Raw genomic sequence first — 19,019 nt, 5'->3', positions numbered from 1 at the left:
ACGACCTGAATGACCTAATGCTCACAGACCCCGCCGATCCGGAAACAGCACGCAAAATCATCGATGTTCTCTGCAAGGCAGACCGGCCAGAGAGCATCATCACGTGGAAGCGCTCCCCCAAGGTCCAAGCCCTGCTGACCGCGCTCTCCAGCGGGCAAACACCCTTGACCCACGAAGTGCTCGACGAACACCGCGAAATTGCAGGACGGGGGGCCGATCACCTCCGCGCCCTGCTCGTCCACCATGGGCTCCTCCCCTACCAGGACCCTTACCTCGCCCGCTTTGAATCCTGGGTCCAGGACAAACTCAATGCCTTGCCATCGGAAGTGGCCAAACCGGTCGAGTACTTTGCCACTTGGCACCACCTCCGGCGCATCCGCTCCCTGACAACACCGGACAAGAGCGCCCAGGCGCCGGTGCACTCCGCCAAGCAAGAGATCACCGAAACCATCAAGTTCCTGGACTGGCTCTGGGGAACCCACCAACGAACCGCGGTGAACTGCACCCAGCAAGACATCGAAACCTGGCTCGCCACCGGCCCAACGACCAGAAAAGCCATCCGCACCTTCATCGTCTTCATCAAAAACACCGGAACAAACCACCGCGTCGACATGGGCCACTACACCGCCAAAACCCGGCCCGCAATCACCCAGGACCAGCGCGTGGCCTGGCTGCGGGAACTGCTCACCGGCACCAGCGAATCCCTGCCATACCGAGTAGCCGGAATCCTGCTACTTCTCTACGCTCAGCCGCTTGTGCGGGTCGCCAAACTCCGGACCCGCGCTATCGAAACCAACGAAGCCAAGGGGAACATGAGGATCACCTTCGGCCTTCATCCGGTGCCCGTTCCCAAACCCTTTGCGCAACTGCTACAGGAGCACCTTGCGAGCCGCCCGAACCTCCGAACAGGATCAGGCACCCAAAGCCCATGGCTCTTCCCCGGAGCCCTGGCTGGTCAGCCCCTTCATCCGAACACCATCATGGACAGGCTCCGCAGCCTCGGCATCGACCTGCGCGGCGCACGAAACACCGCTCTCGACGAGCACCTAACCCTGTCTCCGCCACCGCTGGTCGCCGATGCCCTCGGCTATAGCCACCAAGTCGCGTTCATCCACGCCGATAATGCCGGCGACGCCTGGTCCCGCTACGTCAACCAGCGGACAGAACCATGAGGCCAGGATAAGAACCCTCGAGGCCTCGTTCAGCCTGTCACCAAGACATGGGCAGTTCATGCCCGCGACGACTGAGCTCTTCTCTCAAGGCAATGTTGGCGAACCATGGTTTTGCAGTAAGCAGTGGGACCAAGTCATCCAGCGAGGGCGTTCGATCCATGAAGTCTGCAATCGGGATAACCACGACATTAGTGAGTTGCTCCACGAACGAATCCACGGGCATTCGACCGCTCATCTCGGCGTCAAGAAGGATGGTCCCCGGAAGATCACGAGCTACCAACCCATCTGGCCTTGCAAAATCAATTGTCCGAATGACATCCGTTTTTTCGGCCCAGAGACTGAGTGCGCAAAGGTTTTCCGGGCGGAACGCTCCTTGGGACACTGCTGGATCCCAGCCGAGATTGAGATAGAAGCTTCCGCCGCCCCACGGAGACTTCTGCAGATTCAGTACTTGATACTCGTTTGCAAGAGTCATGCGGAACCAATTGCGCCCGCGCTTGCGAAAACCACGTTCCTTGAGAACCACAGCGAACGCTGTCTCGATCGTCTTCGTTTTGTCCACGGCAACAAGTCTCGCTCATTCCATGCTTCGGCCATGAATACGCTCAGACTGAATCCGCAGGGATGCCAGTAAAGTTGCTATAACTCCCCTACTTGTCAACCACAGTTGTCAGGGCTCATACTGTCACTGTAGCAATGGGCGGCTGATGAAGGGAAGCTCGATGGGCTGGTTTACCGAGGGCAGCGAGCATGAAGGATACGTCGTCACTGTCTTCGCAGATGGCATGTACGGCTCGGGCGGCAGGTGGATGGAGATCGACCTGATGACGCCGGACGGTCGGCCGGTGGCGCACGAGTCTGATCCAGAGCGGCGCGCGTGGCGGCCGCCGTCCCAGGTGGTCGGCTGGCGGGTCGCCTGCAGCTGTGATCCGTTCCGGAAACACGTCATCCTGGATCCGTTGTGGACGCGGGTCTGGGATCCGGCCGACGAGGACGTAGCCGCAAGGCGAATTTACGCCGGACCGCCGGCCAGCGCCGACGCCGCCGATATCAGCGACCGGGAAGACTTGGAGCCAGTATTCCTTGACGTATGGCACCGCCATGTTGCCCCCGACCTGTCGCTGCACACCATCGGCACCCTCAGCCGGAGCCTGAAGGAGCTCGAGGCCCAGCTCGACAACGCCGTGGCGGCCGCCAGGCTGGCGGGCGTTTCCTGGGACAAAATTGGTCGGGCGCTTGGGATCAGCCGACAAGGGGCCCAAAAGCGCTGGGAGAACGTGTCCGCCACTGCGGTCGGCCGACCCGAAGACAACTGAGGAACGGACCTGGCGCAGCTGGTCCTCCTGCACGGCGGCAATTATGGGCGCGTTCGTCACCTCGTCGACGGTCCTTTTCGCGGTCGCTTCTGCGCATGATCGAACCGCTCCCGGGCATTTCGAGCGGACACGCCGAGGGCGGCACCGATAACCTCCCAGGAGTCCCCGTTAGCGCGGGCGGCGCTGACGGCGGCATCCAGCTCAGCCTCGGCCTTCGCGGCAGCCGCACGGGCAGCTGCGATCCGGCGGAAATCCGCAGCGTTCCTGTCAATGTGAGGCGCCGGGCTTAGACGAAGGAGCGTACCGTCCACACGCAGCGGCGCAGCCAAGTGCTCGATGTGCAGGACGTAACCTTCTTCGGGTGCCCGCTGAATGTAAAGGGTGAGGACGGAGCGTCCCTCGCCGTCATCAAAGTCGACTTTCCCGTAGCTTTCACTGGGGCCAACTGGCCATCGGCGCGGTCTCAGCCGTCCGATAGCTTCGTACTGCGGCTCGTCGATGTCGGCCCCGGCACGGGTATCGGGGGCATGGGCTCCGCGAGAGGTCATACCGGCCGTCCTCCTTCTGTTGTTGTGATTTCGCACGTTGGCATGCGGGCACCACTGGAGTGCAGACACCAGTACAGGCTGTTGCGGGTTAAAGCGCACGAGTACTGGGTACTCGATCTTCCCCGCGGGCTTCCTGCCGCATGAGGCAGGACCGCTCCCCCACCCGCCCTTCCTAGGACCCCCGCCCGCGACTCGACAGTGGTTTTTTGGTGGTTTAGTAGTAGCTGAAGGGGTAGGGTTAAAGCGAGAAGGAGGATAGATGAGCATCTCTATTGATGTTGGCGCGGCCCACAGCGGTACAGCACGCCTGGGCATCCGGGAGATTGTCCGGCAGCTGAACAGCGCGCTCGGCGCCACACTGGTCGCCGCGCTGGCCGGCAGCAAGGACCCCAAGATCAGCTATCGCTGGGCCCGCACCGACGGACCCGAGCCCCGCCCGGAAGCACAGACCAGGCTGCAGCTCGCCCACCGCGCCTGGACGGCCGTATCGAGCGTTGAGGGCGAACACGTTGCCCGGCTGTGGTTTGTGGGCGCCAACCCGTGGCTGGATGAAGTCTCCCCCATCGAAGCGATCAAGGACATGCGCGCCAAAGAGGTCATGGCGGCCGCAACGGCCATGACCGAGGACAGGTTCTCCGGTTGACGGGAATCTGCTCCGGTACCGGCCTTGCCTACATTGAAGGGCCGATCACTGGATACCGGATCGCTAAATCGTCCTATGGCCCCCTGAACCCGCTGCCGCGCAGTGCGGGAGCACCCGATCGCTCCTCCTGGTCACGCTTCGACACCCCGGGATCGACGGTCTACCTGGCCGGAGATCGCCGCACCGCCTATGCCGAAACCCTGGCGATGGCCCGGGTCGGCAAGGACTTCCGCGACGCCGTGGCCTTCGCGGCCCGACAGTTCGACCTCCCCGTCGAAGTTGCCCAGAAGATGATCCACGACGACTGGACCAGAAACGGCAACATGGTGCCCGGCTGGCTGCCGGCCAACTGGCGGGACGGGCGCCTGATGTACACGCTACGTATCAACGAACCCATCCGCTGGGTCGACCTGACCGCCGCCGAATCAATCGCCGCCCTGAACCGCCACCTCGGGCAGACGCTCGACGATGCCTTCGGCATCGCCACCATCACCCTGGGCACACTTGCCGGCGAGGACCGCGGCGCGACCACCGCAATCGCCGAATGGCTTCGTGAGCAAGTACTGGATGACGGGAACTACGCCGCCGGCGTCCGGGCACACTCAAAGTACGGTGGAGGTCATTGCTGGGCCTACTGGCTACGCCGGCAGGATGACCGGCTAGGCCCCGACCCTGTCCGGATCGAAGCCGAGGCGGAAATCCACCGAAACGACACCGACCTCACCTATGTGCTCGCCCTCTACGGACTTGAATGCCGGTAACCGTCCTGCCCACCATGGGACAAGATGCCAGGCCAGAGTCAGGTGGTTTCCAAAGAGCGGTTCCCCAAGAGCACGACGCTACGGAACCTACCGGCTCATACCTTTCTGCAGGAGCTTCGTCTGGCCGTTGGCTCCGCGTGTCTTGCGGGCCTTCGGACTGCGTCCTGGCGCCTTGGCCACGGCGGCGCTGGGCGGCGTTCCCTGGTCTTGGTCTGCGCTGAGCCGTGCCTGCACGGCTTCGCGGTCGGCTACGCCGTCCAGGCTGGCGGCTAGTTCCTGGCGGCGTTCGGCTGAGTCGTACCTGGTGCCGGCCTCCTCACGCAGCGCTTCAGGGCGTTCGTTCTCTTCGGCGACGTCTTGTTCACGGTCCCGGTCTTCCCGGTCGGCCTCGGCCAGCAGCTGCGCAGCCTGGGCATTCTCGTCGTGGCTGGCGCGGCGTTCCTGTTCCGCTTGCTCGCGTTCTCGTTCGGCTTTTGCCAGAGCCTCGGCTACGGATGTTTCATCGGCGCCGAGGTTGTCCACGTCCAACCCGTAACGGCGCTGCACCTGGTCGCGAATCACGTCGGAGGCGTCGCGCGCTGCCGGGTCGTGGTCTTTCCATCCGGTGGCCGCCTCGTGGACGCGTTCGATGTCGCGGCCGGTGGCTGTGTCCCACCACCGGTTGTCCATGACCGGGGCGAGCTGGGCACGGGCCGCGGCCCGTTCCGCGTCGAACCTAGCCTGCAGTTCGCGGGCCTGCTGATCCTCTGCTGCCTGGGCGCGGCGCAGCTCTTGCTCGCGAGCCCTGGCCAGCTGCTCACCCAGCCGGCCGGCGACGGTCAGCCCGACGCGGGACATTCCCTCGATTGCTTCTTCGATGCCGTCAGATTCGCTCATGGTTCCCCTCGTTGGTGTTATCTCTCGATGTCCGTGCGGGTCGTAGTACTTCGAGTGGTATCGGTGCGCGCCGGAATGTACTTGGGCGGCAGCACGGAACCGGCAGAGCGTCCCGAAACCTGACCGGCAGCACTTACCTGAACTGCCGTTGCCGCTTCGCGATCCACGGTGGCCGTCGTCGCGGGGACGCTGGGCAGTGCAGCCGCGACTTGGCTGAGTTGGTGCTTGACCATGTGGCTGATCTGGCGTGCCCTGCGCAGGTCGTTGGATGCCTTGTGCATGTCGTGGACGGCCTTGGCGACGTTGAGCAGCTGGCGCAGCATGATCGCCTGCGCGGCGGTTCCGGTGCCGCCCATCGACGCTGCCATCAGCATGAGCGATGCACCGCGGGCAGATGGTCCGACGCTGCGGATGGGACAGACCGGGTAGCGGCGCAGCTGTGCCGTCTTGGACAGCTCGTCGGCTGCTGCCGCGAGAGGGCCTGGCGTTGCCTCGGTCGCGGTGGACCAGGCTGCGAAGGCACCGGATGTCTCGCGGGCAACGTGCGCCCAGGTCGCGTGGTCGTCCAGCGGGACGGAGCGCAGCGTCTCGCGGAGCCGGGCGACTTCGTCGCTGTACTGCCCCCACAGTTGTGGGTCGGGTTCGGAGGCTTCGCGGCCGATCGTGACCGGGCGGCGTCCACGTGAAGCTGCCTGCCATTCAGCGACCGCAACGCCGGCGCCCTGGGGGCTGTCGGGCCATTCGGCGCGGAGCTTGGGCAGGGCGAGGTCTTTGGCGAGGTGGCCGCCGCCGAACCAGACAGGCCGGCCGCCTTTCGGGGGTCGTTCGGCCACGCTGTAGCCGACCACGACGTCGTCGCGTCCGGACGCGTAGCGCGGCCTGACCAGGGCGCCGGTGCGGCGGAGGCGGCGGATGAATTCGGCCTCGTCCTGGGCTGAGGTGGCGCAGGCACGGACCTTGCGTTCGAGGGACCGGCGTTCCGGTTCCGGGGCTCCCCGACGTTCGGATGCTTCGCGTTCTCCGGGCCGCAGGCCGCGGGTGGAATGCGTGGGTGAGAGTTCTTCCAGGCCGTACTTTTTCTCCAGGGCCCGGGCGGCTTGTTGGGCGCGGGGGTAGTCGCGCCAGCTGCTCCACTTCGTGCCGTCTTCGCGGACCATGGACGCGGCGATATGGATGTGGTCGTTCCCGGCTTTGCTGTGGCCGTGACGGATCGCCACCCACTGGACCGGGGCGCGTCCGCTGGCCTCGGTGAAGCCCATTTCGTCCATGAAGTCCTGCGCGATGTCCGCCCATTTCTGGTCGGTCAGGTCGCCTTCCTCGGCGCGTAGCGACAGAGAGCAGTGCCAGACATGTCCGCCGGGGATCTCGGCACCCAGGACGCTTCGGGCCCGGTCCAGTTCTTTGGCGATGGCCTGGGCGGCTTCGGCGTTCAGCTCGTCGTCGTTGTGCCAGGCCATGATCGATGGTGACCCGGCGACAAGGTGCGGGTCGGTGTGTTCGTTCGCCCGTCCGGGACCGGCAAGGTAGGCGATGAGCCCGTGCATTCGGGTGCCCTTGGTGATGTTGGGAATCATCAGCGCACCATCGAATCCAGCATCGTATTGATCCGGTCCGCGACCGCCCGCACCCGGGTCAGCACCGTGCGGGCTGCTTCGGGGAATTCGTCCGTGGCGTTCGCGTGCCGGGCGAGCTGGTTGACGTTGTTCGACAAGGCGGCAAGGTAGCGGCGGGCCGCGATGAATTCCACGGCGGCCGCCCGGCGTTCAGCCAGAGACTCGGAGTTCTCCGCGTACAGGGCAGCACTGACCAGAATCTCCGACGGACTGCGGCCGGTCCGTTCCTCCAGCACCTTCAACTGGGCACGTTCAAACGTCGACATCGACACCCGCACGTAGTGCGTATCACCATCAATGTTGGCGCGGCGGCGGCGGGAGAGCCGGCTCGGGGGTTTCCGTCCTGACTTCTGCTCTTCAGTCATCCCGTTTCCCCTCCCCCAATGCCCAGCGCAGCGCCCCGGAACTTCCGGGCCACACTCACGAGTGTGCCGCATCCCCGGCCGCAGGCCGTGGATCAACACGCGGGTTATGGCACATAACCACATAGCTTGCTCCGAAAAATCACCTGCGCCCGTTTTTGGCAGGCTGAGTGGTTCCTTGGGTACTGCCCTGCTGGACGCTTCGCGTCTGACTTGTTCAAAACGACTGCGTCGTTCCGTTTCGGCTGGGTGAGGCTACTGCCCGGTCCTTCCTTGGCAAGTCTCCACAGCCGGCTTTCGCGGCATATCCTCGCTCCGCTCCGGTATTCCACGGTCCGGCTGACTCCGACTGGCCAATTCCTTCACCGGCCAAGTTTCGGCAAGCGTGCCGAAAGGAACGCGGCATAGGGTTAGCGAAAGGTACAGTTTTGGCTCTCATCTCACCGTCCACAGTGGCCACGCAATACGGGATCTCATCGGCGCAGCTGCGGCAGTGGCGGCGGCAAGGCGTCGGGCCCGAATACTTCCAGTTCACCGCACGCACCATCAGCTACTGCGGCGACTACCTGCGGGACTGGTTCAACGACCCACAAAACGCCGAGCTCCTGGCAGAGAAAGATCCGGCGAATGTCGACCCGTCATGTCGAGATGGGCGAGTCCGGCGCTGCCGGCGTGAGGATGATCGTTAGGCTGGATCCCATGGCTAACCTCGACCTCGAACAGACACGAAACCAGGCCCGTGCGCTGCTGGACTCCCGCATTGAATCCGTGACCGCCCTGGCGCGCAGCCGCCAGCGCATCACCGAGTTGCGGGATCAACTCGTTGCCGCCGAACGCGATGACAAGCGCGCCTACATCCAGGCCACACGCGATGGGTGGAGCGCCGAGGAACTGAAGAAACTTGGCCTCGAACCGGCGGCGGTAAAGCGTCGTCGGACAGCGAAGCGGTCCGACGGACAGGAACAGGGAGCCGAGCAGAACACCGGCAGCTCCTTCAGCGAACAGTAACCCCTGGAACCAACGCCTGCGTTGAGACTCAACTGACCGGCGGCACGCACCAATAAGGCCCGGCTCCGCCAAAAGAAGGACCGGACATTTCCGGTCCTTCTTTGTCTCTGGCTTGAGAGCCTGACAGCACCCGCGGGCACCAGCCGGGCGCCAGCAGTAATAGGGGCAGACGTCCCCATGGCTCGGTCAGGCAACAATGCATGAGAACGATGCCAGTGCCTTTCGGTGGGGCCCGGATGTCAGGTCCGCGAACACAATGACTGGGGAACTTCATGAAAACTCACGATGCCTAAGACAGCTACCGTTGGTGCCGTATTGGCTCTGGGTGCCAGCGCGTTTCTGGCGGGCGCGCCCGCTGGCAGCGCTTCAGGGTCCGGGACAACCTGCCCGTCAGGACGGGTCTGCTTCTACTTCAATTCCGTCTTCCAAGGTGCACGGGCCGACGACGCCTACACCGACGCCGGCATGGGCAACGAACTGTTTACCGACGGGCCCACAGTGCGGAACGGATGGGGCGTCCACATCAACAACAACGCAGCCTCGGTCATGAACAACAGCGGCCACATCCTCTACCTCTACACCGAACCCAACTGCGACGCCCGCAGCATGGTCGGCGGTGGCGGCCTGTTCCCCGGAACCCGCTACAACCTGTCCGCCTTCAACGCCAAGAACGACATCTCCTCACTGCACATCGCCGGGACCGGCGACTGCATCCACCGCGACCACTCCTGGGCCTAGCCCCGCACTTCACCGGCGGCGGCAATACCGTAGCCCCTTCCGGGGAATGCCCCTGAATTGGGCCGGCAGCAAGCAGGTTAACCACCACGTGTGCCGCAGCTGAAAACACGGAAAGGCCGGCACCCGCGGGTGCCGGCCTTCACCTTCGTGGCAGACGACGAGGATTCACTCCGCCTGCGACTGCCGAGCGACGTACTCCTCCAAGTGGTGTGTCTCAACCCTCCATTCGCCCCGGCCAACCCGGAATGCAGGCAACGCCCCTGACCGCACCAACGCATAGGCCTGGTCAGCCGATATCACCAGGACCTCGCAGACATCAGCCAAGGTTAAAAATCGTGTGTCAACCACAAGAACTCACTCCCCAAAAGCCCGAACAACAAGCACCCACGGTCAGGCTTCCTCACGTCGGTGCTGCAGCTCTTCCATCCGTCGCTGTCCGCGGCGCACGCCGCCGGCTTTCACAGGCGGCCACGGCTTCCCGGCGTTGTACTTGCGCTGCCGGCGTTTCACCTCACGCATCGTCGCATAAACGATGAAGTCCGAGACGCTCGCGTCACCTTCCACCTCCCCCGTTTCCAGGAACACGGCACGGACCTGGTCGGCCTGTTCCTCGGTGAAGTATGGGGTGAAGGCAGAGAACTTTTTCGGCTTCGGCATCGGACTCCTTACTACTCTTGGCACAATACGCCCCGACGCCGCTGCAGCCGGCCAGCCACCGGGCCGGGCTGCAGCGGGTATCCATGGAGGGTGCAGGCTCTATTGGACGTAGCCGTTACGTGGGGCGTTCTTCCCGAACCAGGGATCGTCGTCGGCGTACCCTTCGGTGCCTGCGTCTTCGGCAGCAGCGGCTTCCTGTTCCTGCTGGGCTTTGGGCTGGCCCCGCCAACCGATACGCGGGGCCTCATCCACAGTCGGCGCCTCGTCCTGTGCGGGTGCGTCCTGCCGTGCCGGGGGTTGTTCCCGGCTCGGCTGTTTCGTCGGTGAGCCGATGGCCTGGGCTGTCTCGAATCCCGTGGGTTCCTTCCGAGACGCGGCGTCCCCTGTTCCGCGCGGATAATCGCCATAACTGCTCATTTTGTCTCCGATATTGATGTCTGAAATATTTTCATGATTTATGAAGCTTTCGTGATATTCATGATCGGTGCGGAATATTGCTGAACCCGGGTGTGCGTGATGGTGCTTGCTGCCGTTCGTTCCATCGGGTTCAGCCAGGCGTTGCGTTCCGAGCAGGACGAGGAAGACTTCGAGCAAGAACTTGTAGATCAATTCCTGCTCGCCCAAATCGGGGCGGGAGTGACTGACCAGTTCGTCAGGACTGAGCGCTCGGTGATCTTTGAGTTCGCCCGATTCCTCGACCAGTACCTGTGGATGGCGTCGCCTTCGGACGCTGACCGGTTTCTTGCCCATCTGCGTCATGAACGCCGGCAGGCGCGGTCCACGAGGGAAAGCAAAGCCGGTACTTTGGCCAGGTTCTTCGACTTCCTGATCGCCCGATACCAGGGAGACATCCATGCGCTCACCGGCTACGTCGTCTTGCAGCCCATCGACGAATTCAACCGGCCCTCCAGCTCGGCATTTGTTGCCGCCCGGATCCCGCCCAGCGACCCGGAAATAGAGACACTGTTCGCTAAGTGGCGTGATGCCCTGCCCGAGGCCAGGAAGTATCTGCCGGCTGCCCGCGACTATCTGGCCGCGTCGTTGTGGCGCCGCGCCGGGTTGCGGATCAACGAGACCCTGATGCTCGACATCAAGGACTGGCGTCCCGATCTCGGGGAGCACGGCAAAATCCACGTGCGGTTCGGGAAGGGCAGCCGCGGCCGTGGTGCCAAACCCCGGCTGGTTCCGGCGATCAACTCCGTTGATTCGTTGCTGCAGTGGTGGCTGACGGACGTGCGCCATCAGTTTGGTGATGACTATCTGGATCCGGACGCGCCCCTGTTCCCGAGCGAGCGGCGTGACCAACACACCGGTGGCTGCGCCCGGGTGGGTGATGACGCGCTCCGGGCCGGGCTGGCCGGCGCGGTCGAGCGTTGGCTGCCGGCGTGGCAGGGACGGCTCAGTCCGCATGGACTGCGGCACTACTGCGCCTCGTCGCTCTATGCACGGGGCCTGGACTTGAAAGCCGTCCAGGAACTGCTCGGACACGAATGGCTCTCGACCACCACCCGCTATATCCACGTCCATGCGGACCACATCGACCATGCTTGGGCGGTCGCAAACGAACGCCTGGCTGCCCGGCTGACAGGAGAGTGACAAGATGCGTTGGAACCTACGAATGGTCGCCGCAGAGCGGGGAATCTGGAAATCGACCGAGCTGCGGCGCCGGCTTGCCGACGCCGGACTGGAGATCAGCACCGGCAAGATGTCCGGGCTCTGGACCGGAACACCGACCACCATCCGGCTCGAAGACCTGGACGTCATCTGCGCCGTGCTGAACTGCTCCCCCACGGAGTTGCTGATCTGCGAGCCAGAGAAGGTAGCCGCTTCCCGGCCGAAACTGGCCGAAGCATCATCGAGCGGTGCGGTCCCGTCTGTGGTCCCACGACTCGGTCGCAACCGTTCCAAGCCACCGGTATGAGAGGGGCCAGCCGCCCCCGCCAGTGCAGTGTCTGTGACCAGCGGCCAGTCGCATGGAGCTACCCGCGCCGGACGAAGTTCTGCTACGACTGCATGCCCGGCGGGCCCTTCGTCCCGCCGCCCTGTCGACGATGCGGACGAACTGAAGGGTACTACTCGGCAGGGCTGTGCGATCAATGCCACCGCAGCGCACCTCAGCCCGTGGCCGCGTGTCGGGACTGCCAGTCCTGGGGCGTGGGCAGGATCCACGCTTGGCTCTGCGAGGCGTGCAAAGCCTGGCGAACGAAGTACGCCCAAGGAACCTGCAAGGCATGCGGCGTGAACGCTGCGGTCAATGACGATCAGGGCTGCAGACTCTGCTGGCATCAGTTCCTCGCCGCTGGAGGCCGGAAAGGTGGGGCCGATCTGCTCGAGGCCAACCGCTTCGGCCAGCAACTCTTCATCGCCAACCTCCGCCATGCCAGCGCAGGACAACGACGCGGCACGCGACGGCACCGCACGGAACAACCACTGGCTGGACCGGCCCTGGTGTTCGCACCGGTGGCCCACCGGCAACTGGTGCTCTTTCCCGCACCGGCACGCGATCTGGAGCGAGGACGCATCTTCGGTTTCCCGGCCCCGCCCGACCCTGTGATGGGCGCCTTCTTGGACGCGTTCGTCCTCGACTACGCGGAAAAGCACGGATGGAGCCTGACAGCGACCAAAATCGTCCGCCGCGGACTTGCCGTCGCCCTTGGCCTGCAGGACACCCCAGGGGCGCCTCTGCGCGCCACTGACATTCTTGAACTGCAGCAAGTTGGAACGAACACTTTGCGGTTGCTGGAGGTTTGCGATGCGGCCGGGCTGCTCGAGGACGACCGTGAACCGGCCGTCGACAAGTGGTTCAGCGCCGCCATCGCCGGGCTTCCCGAACAAATGCGCCATGAGCTGGGCCGTTGGTACGTGGTCATGACCCACGGCAGCATGACTCCACCGCGCAGTAAACCCCGGTCGGAGCAGACCATTCGCTTGTACCTGCGGTGGTCGCTCCCTGCCCTGAACGCCTGGGCAGCGGCCGGACACACCACCCTCCGCGAAATCAGCACAGACGACGTTAGAGAAGTCCTTCCCGGCTCCGGCAATCCGCGCGCCACCATGGGGCAAGGACTGCGATGCCTGTTCCGGGTCCTCAAGGCCCACCGGGTCATCTTCTTCAATCCCATCGGGTCGATACGCACCGGCACCCACGAGACCCGCCAACCCATGCCCCTGCCCGCTTCCGCGCTGCGTGAGGCCATCAACTCCACGGATCCAGCCCGCGCAGCAGTCACAGCGATTGTTGCCTTCCAGGGACTCCGGTCCGGTCAAGTGCGCAAGCTCCAACTGACTGACATCCACGACGGTCGACTGCACGTAGACCAACGGGTCATCCCGCTCGCCCAACCCGTCCGGGACCGACTGGCCGCATGGCTGGCCTACCGTGAAAAGCGATGGCCCAAGACGACCAACCCTCATCTGTTCATCAGCCGACGCACAGCCTTGGACTACTCCCCCGTTGGCATTGCGTGGATCAACACGTCCATGGGCATGACCGTCCAGGAGATTCGCGAGGACCGGATCCTCCATGAACTGCACGCAAACGGCGGCGACATCCGACGGCTCTGCGACATGTTCGGGCTCAGCATTCCCGGTGCGGCCCGCTACTCCGCCATCCTGACCCACCCGGACCTCCGTAACCATTGAACCTGTCACGCCACAAGGCTTGGCCCCAATTGGTAGGTCGCGCACCAACACGTATCTTGTTTCAATGGGAAAGCGATTTGGTATTACCGACAAAACTAGGGTCACGATGGTTGCTTCACATGGCACGAGCCCGCTTGTCAGTGCTTCCCTGGCCCTATGAGCGTCTACATCATTTGCCCGATGTGCGAGCAGGGCCGCGTCGTCACATACCGCGTCAAAGCCACGGGTGAAGTCCTGCAGTGCTGTGACGAGTGCGATTCGACGTGGGATGTCGGGGCCGAACTCAGTGCGACGGAGTTCGGCTTTATCGAAGACTTTCTGAGGGAGCGCGGACTCGACCCTTTCGGAGACGAGCTCGAGAATGTGGAAGGGCCTTAGCGCCTTGACCACGACGAGCTGCGTCAATCGTGCTCGCAGACACTGAACCGTGACCGCAATGCCCCACAACCGCCCCAAACCCAAGGGTTCCTACCCTCTACGCTGAGGTAGGAACACTTGAGTTCCCGGCGGAAGACCCTTCAGCTTTGCTGAACCCACGGGAAACTGCGGTGTAACGCAGGGAGAGCCCGATCTCGTCGACCTCGAACTCGATCACAGTGCGTGTCTCCCCCGTTTTGGTTTCGTAGGTGCGGGGCTTGAGCCGGCCGCTGGCGACGACGCGGCTGCCCTTGGTCAGCGAGGCTGCGACGTGCTCTGCCACTTCGCGCCATACCGTGGACCGAAGGAAGAGAGTCTCCCCGTCCTTCCACTTCTTTGCCTGGGCATCAAACGTTCTGGGAGTGGATGCAATGGTGAAGTTCGCGACCGGAGTACCTTCAGTTTTACCGAACTCACGGGAAACCGGAGTGAACCGCAGCTCTGGATCTGATGTCAGGTTTCCAATGACAGTGATCGTGGTTTCGCCGGCCATGATGGTTCCTTTTCCTCGTGTGCTGATGATGTTCTCGGTGTCCGGTGTGGGTTCGTTCTGAGGCCCGGTTCCACCCGATTCGTCGTGGGTGAGGTCGTTGGGCTGGTACTGGTTCGCAGTGTGTGCGTCCCAGGGCCCGTCCTGCCCGATCAGGCCGCGGTGGATCGCCTCCAAGAACCGGTCATCCCCATCACGGTCCGGGACGGCGTAGCCGTCGTAGAGGTTCTCAGCACAGGGTTCAACAATGACGGGTTCCACAAACTCGGGTTCCGCAACGTCGGGGTAGATCCTGCCGCTGGGGTTGACCTGCCGGAACAGGTCAACCTCCAACGGAATCCGTGGGCTGAGTTTGTATCCGACGACCGGCCGCAGAGGGGTCACGGTCCTCACGCTGCCTTGTGGGTCATGGCCGCATGGACGAGCTTGTCGCGGCGCAGGCCGGACCAGTGGTCCTGGTCATCGGAGTTGTTCACGACCACGGGCGCCTGGGAGTATCCCAGTTCTGCAGTGATGTACTCCAGGGCCGCTGGGACTTCTGTGATATCGACGGCCGTGTAGGTGATGCCCTTGGAGTCGAAGTAGTCCTTCGTCTTCTCACAATTGCTGCAATCGGGCTTGGTGTAAACCGTGAAAGCGGTGAGTGAAGCAGTCATGTTCAGTACCTGGTTTCGTATCAAAAAAGTTCCGTTCGGCTGCTGTCCTGCTACTTCCATTCTAACAATCATTCAACTGAATGAACAGCGGTCTTGCCTTGTATTCTAGGCATTTCTTGGAACATTTTTGTCGCTGTGGTGCTGAGGTCTCGGGCACGCCGGCACGGCGTTTGGGTGGCGGTGATGGTCGCCGCCGGCGACTGTGGTCATCCCCCCGGGTGCCCCACGGCGGCAGCCCCCCGGTGCCTGAAATGCCTTCCACGGCGTGAAGGTTCCATAACTGCCTGGGGTGGCCCGGTTGAGCAATGTGCCGTCCCTGCTGAAAGAAACCCGGCCAGCGGCATGGGTGGGTCGGCGGCGGCGGTCCTGGTCCATGGGAAACCCTGCCGACTGCGCCAGCCTCCCTTCGCGCAGAGGTGCGGCCCCGCCCGTGCCTCAGTGGGATGTGCGTCTTATTGGGCGGGTTCGATGAGTTCGGGGCCGTTGTTGCGGACGCTGTTGACGCGGGTGCTGACGATCCGTGGCGTGAGGACGGGGTCGGGCAGGGTGTCGAGGAGGTGCTGGACGTCGTTTTTGTCGGCCAGGTCCGGGTCGAGCCATTCATTGATGCGGTCGCGGGGGATGATGACCGGTGACCGGTCGTGGATGTGGCCGAGCGTGTCCTGGGTGGTGGTGGTGAGGACGGTGCAGCTGAGCAGCCACTTCCCCGGGTCGTCTTCGGGCACGGTGGGGTCTGCCCACCATTCGTAGAGGCCGGCGAAAGCCAGCAGCTCATCCTGCTCCGAATAGAGGTAGTTCGGGATCTTCTTCCCGTCGTCGGTTTTCTGCCATTCGTAGTAGCCCTCGGCCGGAACCAGGCATCTGCGCTTCACCGCGGCCTTCCGGAACGAGGGCTTCTCGAGGATTGATTCGCTGCGGGCGTTGATGAGCTTGTTGCCGATTTTGATGTCCTTGGCCCAGGACGGCACGAGGCCCCAGTGGGCCACGAGCAGGTGCCGGTCCAGGGTGCCTTCGTCCAGGCGTTCAGCCACGATCGGCACGTCCTGGGTGGGGGCGACGTTCCAGCTCGGCGGGGGCGGGGTGCCTTCGACCTCTTTGGCCTCAAAGGCGCTGAGCAGGTCTCCGGTGGCTTTGGACATCACGTATCGGCCGCACATGAGCCCATTCTGCCCGAACCCGCCCAGCTCCAAGCTCCAGCACCCCGACCGGCGCCGTAGTTTGGGATCGGTTGGCGGGTAGCCTGACATCGGGCACAGTCCGGGACGTTCCCGGGGGCATACGGGCCAGCGAAGGGGGCGGCTGTATGGCTGGGGTGAGGCGGCGGGCGCCGGATCCGGAGTGGGTGCAGATGTACCGGCAGGGTGTGCCGGTGTCCCGGATCGCGGTCCTTGCCGGTGCGGCGGAGGCCACGGTGCGGTATCACCTGCAGATCGCGGCCCGGGCGGAGCCGTCCCTTCGGGGCGAGCATGCCAGGACCGTGCAGCGGCCTGCGAAGAAGCAGGATGAGCGTGGCCTGAAAAACGTGGCCGACATCGTTGCCCTGTACCGGGTGGAGGGCCGGTTGCCGAGCAGCAAGTCCGCGTCCATGAGGGAGCGGTCCCTGGAGTCCTGGCTGGCGGCCAAGCGGCAGCAATCCCAGAACGGGACCCTCTCCCCCGCCTATCGGGACGGGCTCCGGGAGATCCCGGGCTGGGACACCCCGCGGCGGCAGAAGGAGCAGCGCGAACAGCTCTGGAACCAGCGCTTCGCCGAACTGGCCGCATACCGGGCCGCCGGCAACGACTGGCCCCTCCACAAAGAAGCAACGTCGGAGCAGGAGCGGCTGCTCGGGGTGTGGCTGCACAGCCAACGGATCACCTACCGGGACAGGACCCTCCGCCCGGACCGGGAGCAACGGCTGAATACGGAGCTGCCGGGCTGGCGGCAGGGCCGCCGGCCCGGAAGGCGCCCACAACCGCTTCCGGGTGCTGACACCGGCGCGCCGCTTGAAAAGTAAGCATGCTTGTTATTAGTTTGGTGGCAGTTGCTCCGCCTGTCCCCCATCCGGCGGAGCAGCTGCCAAGGGAGGCCCCGCATGACTGACTCGTGGTGCGGGGCTTTCCCGCTTCCCCGCAGTGGCGGGGGCAGGTGTCAGTGAACCGATCGGCAGAGGGAGTGTGCAGTGGCTCAGGGTGACATCGAGACGTTTTACGAGAACGGCGAGTGGAAGAACAAGCGCGAGGGCGCCGGCCGGGCGTTCGGGTCCGGGTACGGCACCAAGGACGAAGCGGTCGCCGTTGGCCGGGACACCGCGAAGGCTGACAAGGTCGAGCACGTCATCAAAAACCAGGACGGACAGATCGCCGGGAAGAACAGCTACGGCAACGACCCGCGCAACGTCCCGGGCTAGGTAGCCGGGTGTCAGACACAAAAAGGGCCGGCATAGCCGGCCCTTTTTGCTCTCCTCGGACAAAGGAAATCTGGTGGCAACTCTACCAGCCGCTGCAGGTGCAGCGCGCCACGGTGGCATGGATTGCGGGTCTTGCGTGAACGGCGGTCCGCCGCTGGTGAGTAGCTGCTGTGGTTCGCACCGGGCGGCGGACCGCCCGACTTCTGGAAAGTTCCTGGCCCTCGGATGATGAGTGGCCGGGGGCCTTGCCGGGCGGCGTTCGCTTCCGCCCGGCAAGGGGTTTTATGCTGCCGATTCTTCCTCGGTCGGTTGGCCGCTGCCGATGATGATCTGTTCAACCTCGCTGGCGGTGTAGCCCCAGAGGACGAGCTGGTTCAGGTAGTCCCGGTGGGCTTGGGATGGGGACCGCCATGAGTCCTTGGCGATGGTCTTTTCGTATCCGGCGCAGACCAGCGCGAGAAGCGAAACCTCGGGACGTGCGGCTGACTTGGCGACGTGGGTGCGGAGCGGGTTCCATCCCCACGTCTTCGACCCTTCAATCTTCGCGCCAGCCATCTCGGCCGCCACCTCGCCGTCGTAACCGCTGGCGGTTTCGGGGTGGTGGGTGATCGCGTGGACGGTGAAGTACTGCCAGCCCTTGGGCGGCTGTTTCTTGGCCAGCAGGTTTTTGACCCATTCGCGGCGTACCGTAGTCGCGGACTGCATGAGCTTGTTGTTCTCGATCAGGGTCTTCCGTTCGGCTTTCTGTTCCTCGGTCATGGGGCCTTTGGGGGCCGATGAGGTGCCGTAGCCGCTGTAGTAGCGGAGCGTGAAACCCAAATCTTTCCAGCCGGTGACGACGGCGACGGTGGAGTGTTCGCCGCGATAGTCCGTCGCGATGTAGACGGCGTTTCCGTCCTCATCGGTGGCTGGTTCCCCGTCTGCCCTTTTCAGGGAGCTAACCCGGAGTGTTTCGCTGTCCTCTCCGTACCCGCATTCGGGAACAACGATCGTGCCGGCCGCTTCCAGTTCGGCGGTGAGAGCGGCCAGCGCGGCGGCGCGGTCGCGCTTGTCACGGAGCTGCTGGGTGACGTGCAGGAGCATGTCGGGTTCGTCCATGATGACCGATTCGAGCTCGGCGGTGGCGTCCTCATCTGACTCAAATTCCGCGAGAATCAGGGCTTCTTCGATGGTGTAGCCCTTGCCCAGGGCGGCGGCTCCGGTCTCGGTGGACTTGGCTTTGAGAGCGGACTCGACGGTGGTCTTTGTCCGTCCGGTCTTTTTAGCGATCGCGGCGGCCGAAACGCCGATGAGGGACAGCTGGTGGTAGGCGTCGGCTTCGTCGGCTTCGGTCAGTTCAGCGCGCTGGATGTTCTCCACTACCTGCGTGACGATGCGCTCGGCCTCCTCCGGGCTGTCGATGATCATGACCGGGATCAGGGGCCGTTCGGCTTCGACGGCGGCGCGGGTGCGGCGTTGGCCCATCAGCACGTGCACGGTTCCGTCTTCCTTGCGGTGGGCGATCACCGGTTCCATTACGCCGTGTTCGGCGATGCTGGCCACGAAATCCGTGGTCAGGGCGGCGTCTTTCCGGACGTTGACGTCGACGGTCAGGGTTGCCGGGTCGAGCATTTCCAGTGTGGGTGTTGCGTTCATTTTGGTGGTGCTCCTTCTTGTCCGAGAAGTGGGTGGGTGGGGCGGCTCAGGTGACCGGCCAGCTCCCCGTCTCCCCCCGGTTGTTTTTTGCCTGCT

Annotated in this window: 24 protein-coding genes; 13 read left to right on the top strand and 11 right to left on the bottom strand. The window is 64.0% G+C overall.

All coding sequences use genetic code 11. From position 1 onward, the window contains the following. Positions 1-17: 17 nt before the first annotated feature. Complete coding sequence (locus AS031_RS18200; RefSeq protein WP_228379672.1) at positions 18-1,172, top strand: recombinase XerD; 1,155 nt, start codon at positions 18-20, stop codon at positions 1,170-1,172. Positions 1,173-1,209: 37 nt separating this feature from the next. Here the strand turns inward: AS031_RS18200 and AS031_RS19610 are convergent, their stop codons facing one another. Then, entirely contained in the window at positions 1,210-1,734 is a 525-nt protein-coding gene (locus AS031_RS19610) for a DUF4304 domain-containing protein (protein ID WP_074447020.1), read from the bottom strand. Between the two features lie 160 nt (positions 1,735-1,894). Here AS031_RS19610 and AS031_RS18195 point away from each other — a divergent pair, with 160 nt between their 5' ends. The 3 genes from AS031_RS18195 (at position 1,895) to AS031_RS18180 (ending at position 4,440) form a co-directional block, all read left to right on the top strand. Further along, positions 1,895-2,488 (top strand): hypothetical protein, encoded by a 594-nt coding sequence (locus AS031_RS18195; RefSeq protein ID WP_058269582.1) that lies wholly within the window; start codon positions 1,895-1,897, stop codon positions 2,486-2,488. Positions 2,489-3,295: 807 nt separating this feature from the next. Continuing rightward, a complete protein-coding gene (locus tag AS031_RS18185; protein WP_058269580.1) occupies positions 3,296-3,679 on the top strand; it encodes a hypothetical protein in 384 nt (127 codons plus the stop codon). After that, a complete protein-coding gene (locus tag AS031_RS18180; protein ID WP_058269579.1) occupies positions 3,676-4,440 on the top strand; it encodes an RES domain-containing protein in 765 nt (254 codons plus the stop codon). Before AS031_RS18185 ends, AS031_RS18180 begins: the two co-directional genes overlap by 4 nt. A gap of 87 nt (positions 4,441-4,527) precedes the next feature. Here the strand turns inward: AS031_RS18180 and AS031_RS18175 are convergent, their stop codons facing one another. From AS031_RS18175 to mobC, 3 genes are read right to left on the bottom strand one after another with little or no spacing between them, the layout of a single operon-like run. Continuing rightward, positions 4,528-5,316 (bottom strand): hypothetical protein, encoded by a 789-nt coding sequence (locus tag AS031_RS18175; RefSeq protein ID WP_058269578.1) that lies wholly within the window; start codon positions 5,314-5,316, stop codon positions 4,528-4,530. Between the two features lie 17 nt (positions 5,317-5,333). Next, positions 5,334-6,890 (bottom strand): relaxase/mobilization nuclease domain-containing protein, encoded by a 1,557-nt coding sequence (locus AS031_RS18170; protein ID WP_058269577.1) that lies wholly within the window; start codon positions 6,888-6,890, stop codon positions 5,334-5,336. After that, positions 6,890-7,294, bottom strand: coding sequence for a plasmid mobilization relaxosome protein MobC (mobC, locus tag AS031_RS18165; protein WP_058269576.1), 405 nt, complete (start codon positions 7,292-7,294; stop codon positions 6,890-6,892). Before mobC ends, AS031_RS18170 begins: the two co-directional genes overlap by 1 nt. Before the next feature lie 425 nt (positions 7,295-7,719). Here mobC and AS031_RS19605 point away from each other — a divergent pair, with 425 nt between their 5' ends. The 3 genes from AS031_RS19605 to AS031_RS18155 all read left to right on the top strand — a co-directional run bounded on the left by AS031_RS19605 (position 7,720) and on the right by AS031_RS18155 (position 9,037). Next, positions 7,720-7,980 (top strand): hypothetical protein, encoded by a 261-nt coding sequence (locus AS031_RS19605; RefSeq protein ID WP_074447019.1) that lies wholly within the window; start codon positions 7,720-7,722, stop codon positions 7,978-7,980. 10 nt (positions 7,981-7,990) lie between these two features. Then, a complete protein-coding gene (locus AS031_RS18160; RefSeq protein WP_058269647.1) occupies positions 7,991-8,299 on the top strand; it encodes a hypothetical protein in 309 nt (102 codons plus the stop codon). A gap of 285 nt (positions 8,300-8,584) precedes the next feature. Continuing rightward, positions 8,585-9,037, top strand: a complete 453-nt coding sequence (locus AS031_RS18155; protein ID WP_058269575.1) for a peptidase inhibitor family I36 protein — start codon at positions 8,585-8,587, stop codon at positions 9,035-9,037. 165 nt (positions 9,038-9,202) lie between these two features. Here the strand turns inward: AS031_RS18155 and AS031_RS19600 are convergent, their stop codons facing one another. From AS031_RS19600 to AS031_RS18145, 3 genes are all read right to left on the bottom strand, one after another. Continuing rightward, on the bottom strand, positions 9,203-9,385 hold the full coding sequence (locus AS031_RS19600) for a helix-turn-helix domain-containing protein (RefSeq protein WP_074447018.1): 183 nt from the start codon (positions 9,383-9,385) through the stop codon (positions 9,203-9,205). A 42-nt stretch (positions 9,386-9,427) separates the two neighbouring features. Beyond that, a complete protein-coding gene (locus AS031_RS18150; RefSeq protein ID WP_058269574.1) occupies positions 9,428-9,694 on the bottom strand; it encodes a ParB family protein in 267 nt (88 codons plus the stop codon). 99 nt (positions 9,695-9,793) lie between these two features. Continuing rightward, positions 9,794-10,111, bottom strand: coding sequence for a hypothetical protein (locus tag AS031_RS18145; RefSeq protein ID WP_176716573.1), 318 nt, complete (start codon positions 10,109-10,111; stop codon positions 9,794-9,796). A gap of 99 nt (positions 10,112-10,210) precedes the next feature. Here AS031_RS18145 and AS031_RS18140 point away from each other — a divergent pair, with 99 nt between their 5' ends. From AS031_RS18140 to AS031_RS18125, 4 genes are all read left to right on the top strand, one after another. Beyond that, positions 10,211-11,290, top strand: a complete 1,080-nt coding sequence (locus AS031_RS18140; RefSeq protein WP_058269573.1) for a tyrosine-type recombinase/integrase — start codon at positions 10,211-10,213, stop codon at positions 11,288-11,290. A gap of 22 nt (positions 11,291-11,312) precedes the next feature. Then, on the top strand, positions 11,313-11,615 hold the full coding sequence (locus tag AS031_RS18135; RefSeq protein ID WP_371326000.1) for a helix-turn-helix domain-containing protein: 303 nt from the start codon (positions 11,313-11,315) through the stop codon (positions 11,613-11,615). Between the two features lie 317 nt (positions 11,616-11,932). After that, positions 11,933-13,336, top strand: coding sequence for a site-specific integrase (locus tag AS031_RS18130; RefSeq protein ID WP_141688865.1), 1,404 nt, complete (start codon positions 11,933-11,935; stop codon positions 13,334-13,336). Positions 13,337-13,492: 156 nt separating this feature from the next. After that, entirely contained in the window at positions 13,493-13,714 is a 222-nt protein-coding gene (locus AS031_RS18125; RefSeq protein WP_058269570.1) for a hypothetical protein, read from the top strand. A 97-nt stretch (positions 13,715-13,811) separates the two neighbouring features. Here AS031_RS18125 and ssb read toward each other — a convergent pair whose 3' ends face one another. The 3 genes from ssb to AS031_RS18110 all read right to left on the bottom strand — a co-directional run bounded on the left by ssb (position 13,812) and on the right by AS031_RS18110 (position 16,056). Further along, positions 13,812-14,627, bottom strand: a complete 816-nt coding sequence (ssb, locus tag AS031_RS20225; RefSeq protein ID WP_228379671.1) for a single-stranded DNA-binding protein — start codon at positions 14,625-14,627, stop codon at positions 13,812-13,814. A 5-nt stretch (positions 14,628-14,632) separates the two neighbouring features. Continuing rightward, entirely contained in the window at positions 14,633-14,899 is a 267-nt protein-coding gene (locus AS031_RS18115; protein ID WP_058269569.1) for a glutaredoxin family protein, read from the bottom strand. Between the two features lie 452 nt (positions 14,900-15,351). Beyond that, positions 15,352-16,056: an SOS response-associated peptidase gene (locus AS031_RS18110; RefSeq protein WP_074447016.1), complete on the bottom strand. Its 705-nt coding sequence runs from the start codon at positions 16,054-16,056 to the stop codon at positions 15,352-15,354. 146 nt (positions 16,057-16,202) lie between these two features. Between AS031_RS18110 and AS031_RS18105 the strand changes: the two genes are divergently transcribed. Together AS031_RS18105 and AS031_RS18100 are read left to right on the top strand one after the other, a co-directional pair. Next, the gene (locus AS031_RS18105) at positions 16,203-16,895 is read left to right on the top strand and encodes a helicase associated domain-containing protein (RefSeq protein WP_058269567.1); all 693 of its coding nucleotides are present in this window, start codon (positions 16,203-16,205) and stop codon (positions 16,893-16,895) included. A 165-nt stretch (positions 16,896-17,060) separates the two neighbouring features. Then, the gene (locus AS031_RS18100; RefSeq protein WP_058269566.1) at positions 17,061-17,288 is read left to right on the top strand and encodes a DUF2188 domain-containing protein; all 228 of its coding nucleotides are present in this window, start codon (positions 17,061-17,063) and stop codon (positions 17,286-17,288) included. A 282-nt stretch (positions 17,289-17,570) separates the two neighbouring features. Here the strand turns inward: AS031_RS18100 and AS031_RS18095 are convergent, their stop codons facing one another. Then, the gene (locus tag AS031_RS18095; RefSeq protein WP_058269565.1) at positions 17,571-18,923 is read right to left on the bottom strand and encodes a ParB/RepB/Spo0J family partition protein; all 1,353 of its coding nucleotides are present in this window, start codon (positions 18,921-18,923) and stop codon (positions 17,571-17,573) included. Positions 18,924-19,019: the final 96 nt, after the last annotated feature.

Origin of the sequence: Pseudarthrobacter enclensis (assembly GCF_001457025.1) — a bacterium.
GTDB lineage: Bacteria > Actinomycetota > Actinomycetes > Actinomycetales > Micrococcaceae > Arthrobacter > Arthrobacter enclensis.
This window is presented reverse-complemented; position numbering and strand designations above follow the sequence as displayed.

What these genes read in the sequence shown, in the direction of transcription:
- AS031_RS18200 (WP_228379672.1), top strand. Translation starts at nt 18, where the DNA reads ATGCTCACAGACCCCGCCGATCCGGAAACAGCACGCAAAATCATCGAT.
- AS031_RS18195 (WP_058269582.1), top strand. Translation starts at nt 1,895, where the DNA reads ATGGGCTGGTTTACCGAGGGCAGCGAGCATGAAGGATACGTCGTCACT.
- AS031_RS18185 (WP_058269580.1), top strand. Translation starts at nt 3,296, where the DNA reads ATGAGCATCTCTATTGATGTTGGCGCGGCCCACAGCGGTACAGCACGC.
- AS031_RS18175 (WP_058269578.1), bottom strand. Translation starts at nt 5,316, where the DNA reads ATGAGCGAATCTGACGGCATCGAAGAAGCAATCGAGGGAATGTCCCGC.
- AS031_RS18170 (WP_058269577.1), bottom strand. Translation starts at nt 6,890, where the DNA reads ATGATTCCCAACATCACCAAGGGCACCCGAATGCACGGGCTCATCGCC.
- mobC (WP_058269576.1), bottom strand. Translation starts at nt 7,294, where the DNA reads ATGACTGAAGAGCAGAAGTCAGGACGGAAACCCCCGAGCCGGCTCTCC.
- AS031_RS18160 (WP_058269647.1), top strand. Translation starts at nt 7,991, where the DNA reads ATGGCTAACCTCGACCTCGAACAGACACGAAACCAGGCCCGTGCGCTG.
- AS031_RS18155 (WP_058269575.1), top strand. Translation starts at nt 8,585, where the DNA reads ATGCCTAAGACAGCTACCGTTGGTGCCGTATTGGCTCTGGGTGCCAGC.
- AS031_RS18150 (WP_058269574.1), bottom strand. Translation starts at nt 9,694, where the DNA reads ATGCCGAAGCCGAAAAAGTTCTCTGCCTTCACCCCATACTTCACCGAG.
- AS031_RS18145 (WP_176716573.1), bottom strand. Translation starts at nt 10,111, where the DNA reads ATGAGCAGTTATGGCGATTATCCGCGCGGAACAGGGGACGCCGCGTCT.
- AS031_RS18140 (WP_058269573.1), top strand. Translation starts at nt 10,211, where the DNA reads ATGGTGCTTGCTGCCGTTCGTTCCATCGGGTTCAGCCAGGCGTTGCGT.
- AS031_RS18135 (WP_371326000.1), top strand. Translation starts at nt 11,313, where the DNA reads ATGGTCGCCGCAGAGCGGGGAATCTGGAAATCGACCGAGCTGCGGCGC.
- AS031_RS18125 (WP_058269570.1), top strand. Translation starts at nt 13,493, where the DNA reads ATGAGCGTCTACATCATTTGCCCGATGTGCGAGCAGGGCCGCGTCGTC.
- AS031_RS18115 (WP_058269569.1), bottom strand. Translation starts at nt 14,899, where the DNA reads ATGACTGCTTCACTCACCGCTTTCACGGTTTACACCAAGCCCGATTGC.
- AS031_RS18110 (WP_074447016.1), bottom strand. Translation starts at nt 16,056, where the DNA reads ATGTGCGGCCGATACGTGATGTCCAAAGCCACCGGAGACCTGCTCAGC.
- AS031_RS18105 (WP_058269567.1), top strand. Translation starts at nt 16,203, where the DNA reads ATGGCTGGGGTGAGGCGGCGGGCGCCGGATCCGGAGTGGGTGCAGATG.
- AS031_RS18095 (WP_058269565.1), bottom strand. Translation starts at nt 18,923, where the DNA reads ATGAACGCAACACCCACACTGGAAATGCTCGACCCGGCAACCCTGACC.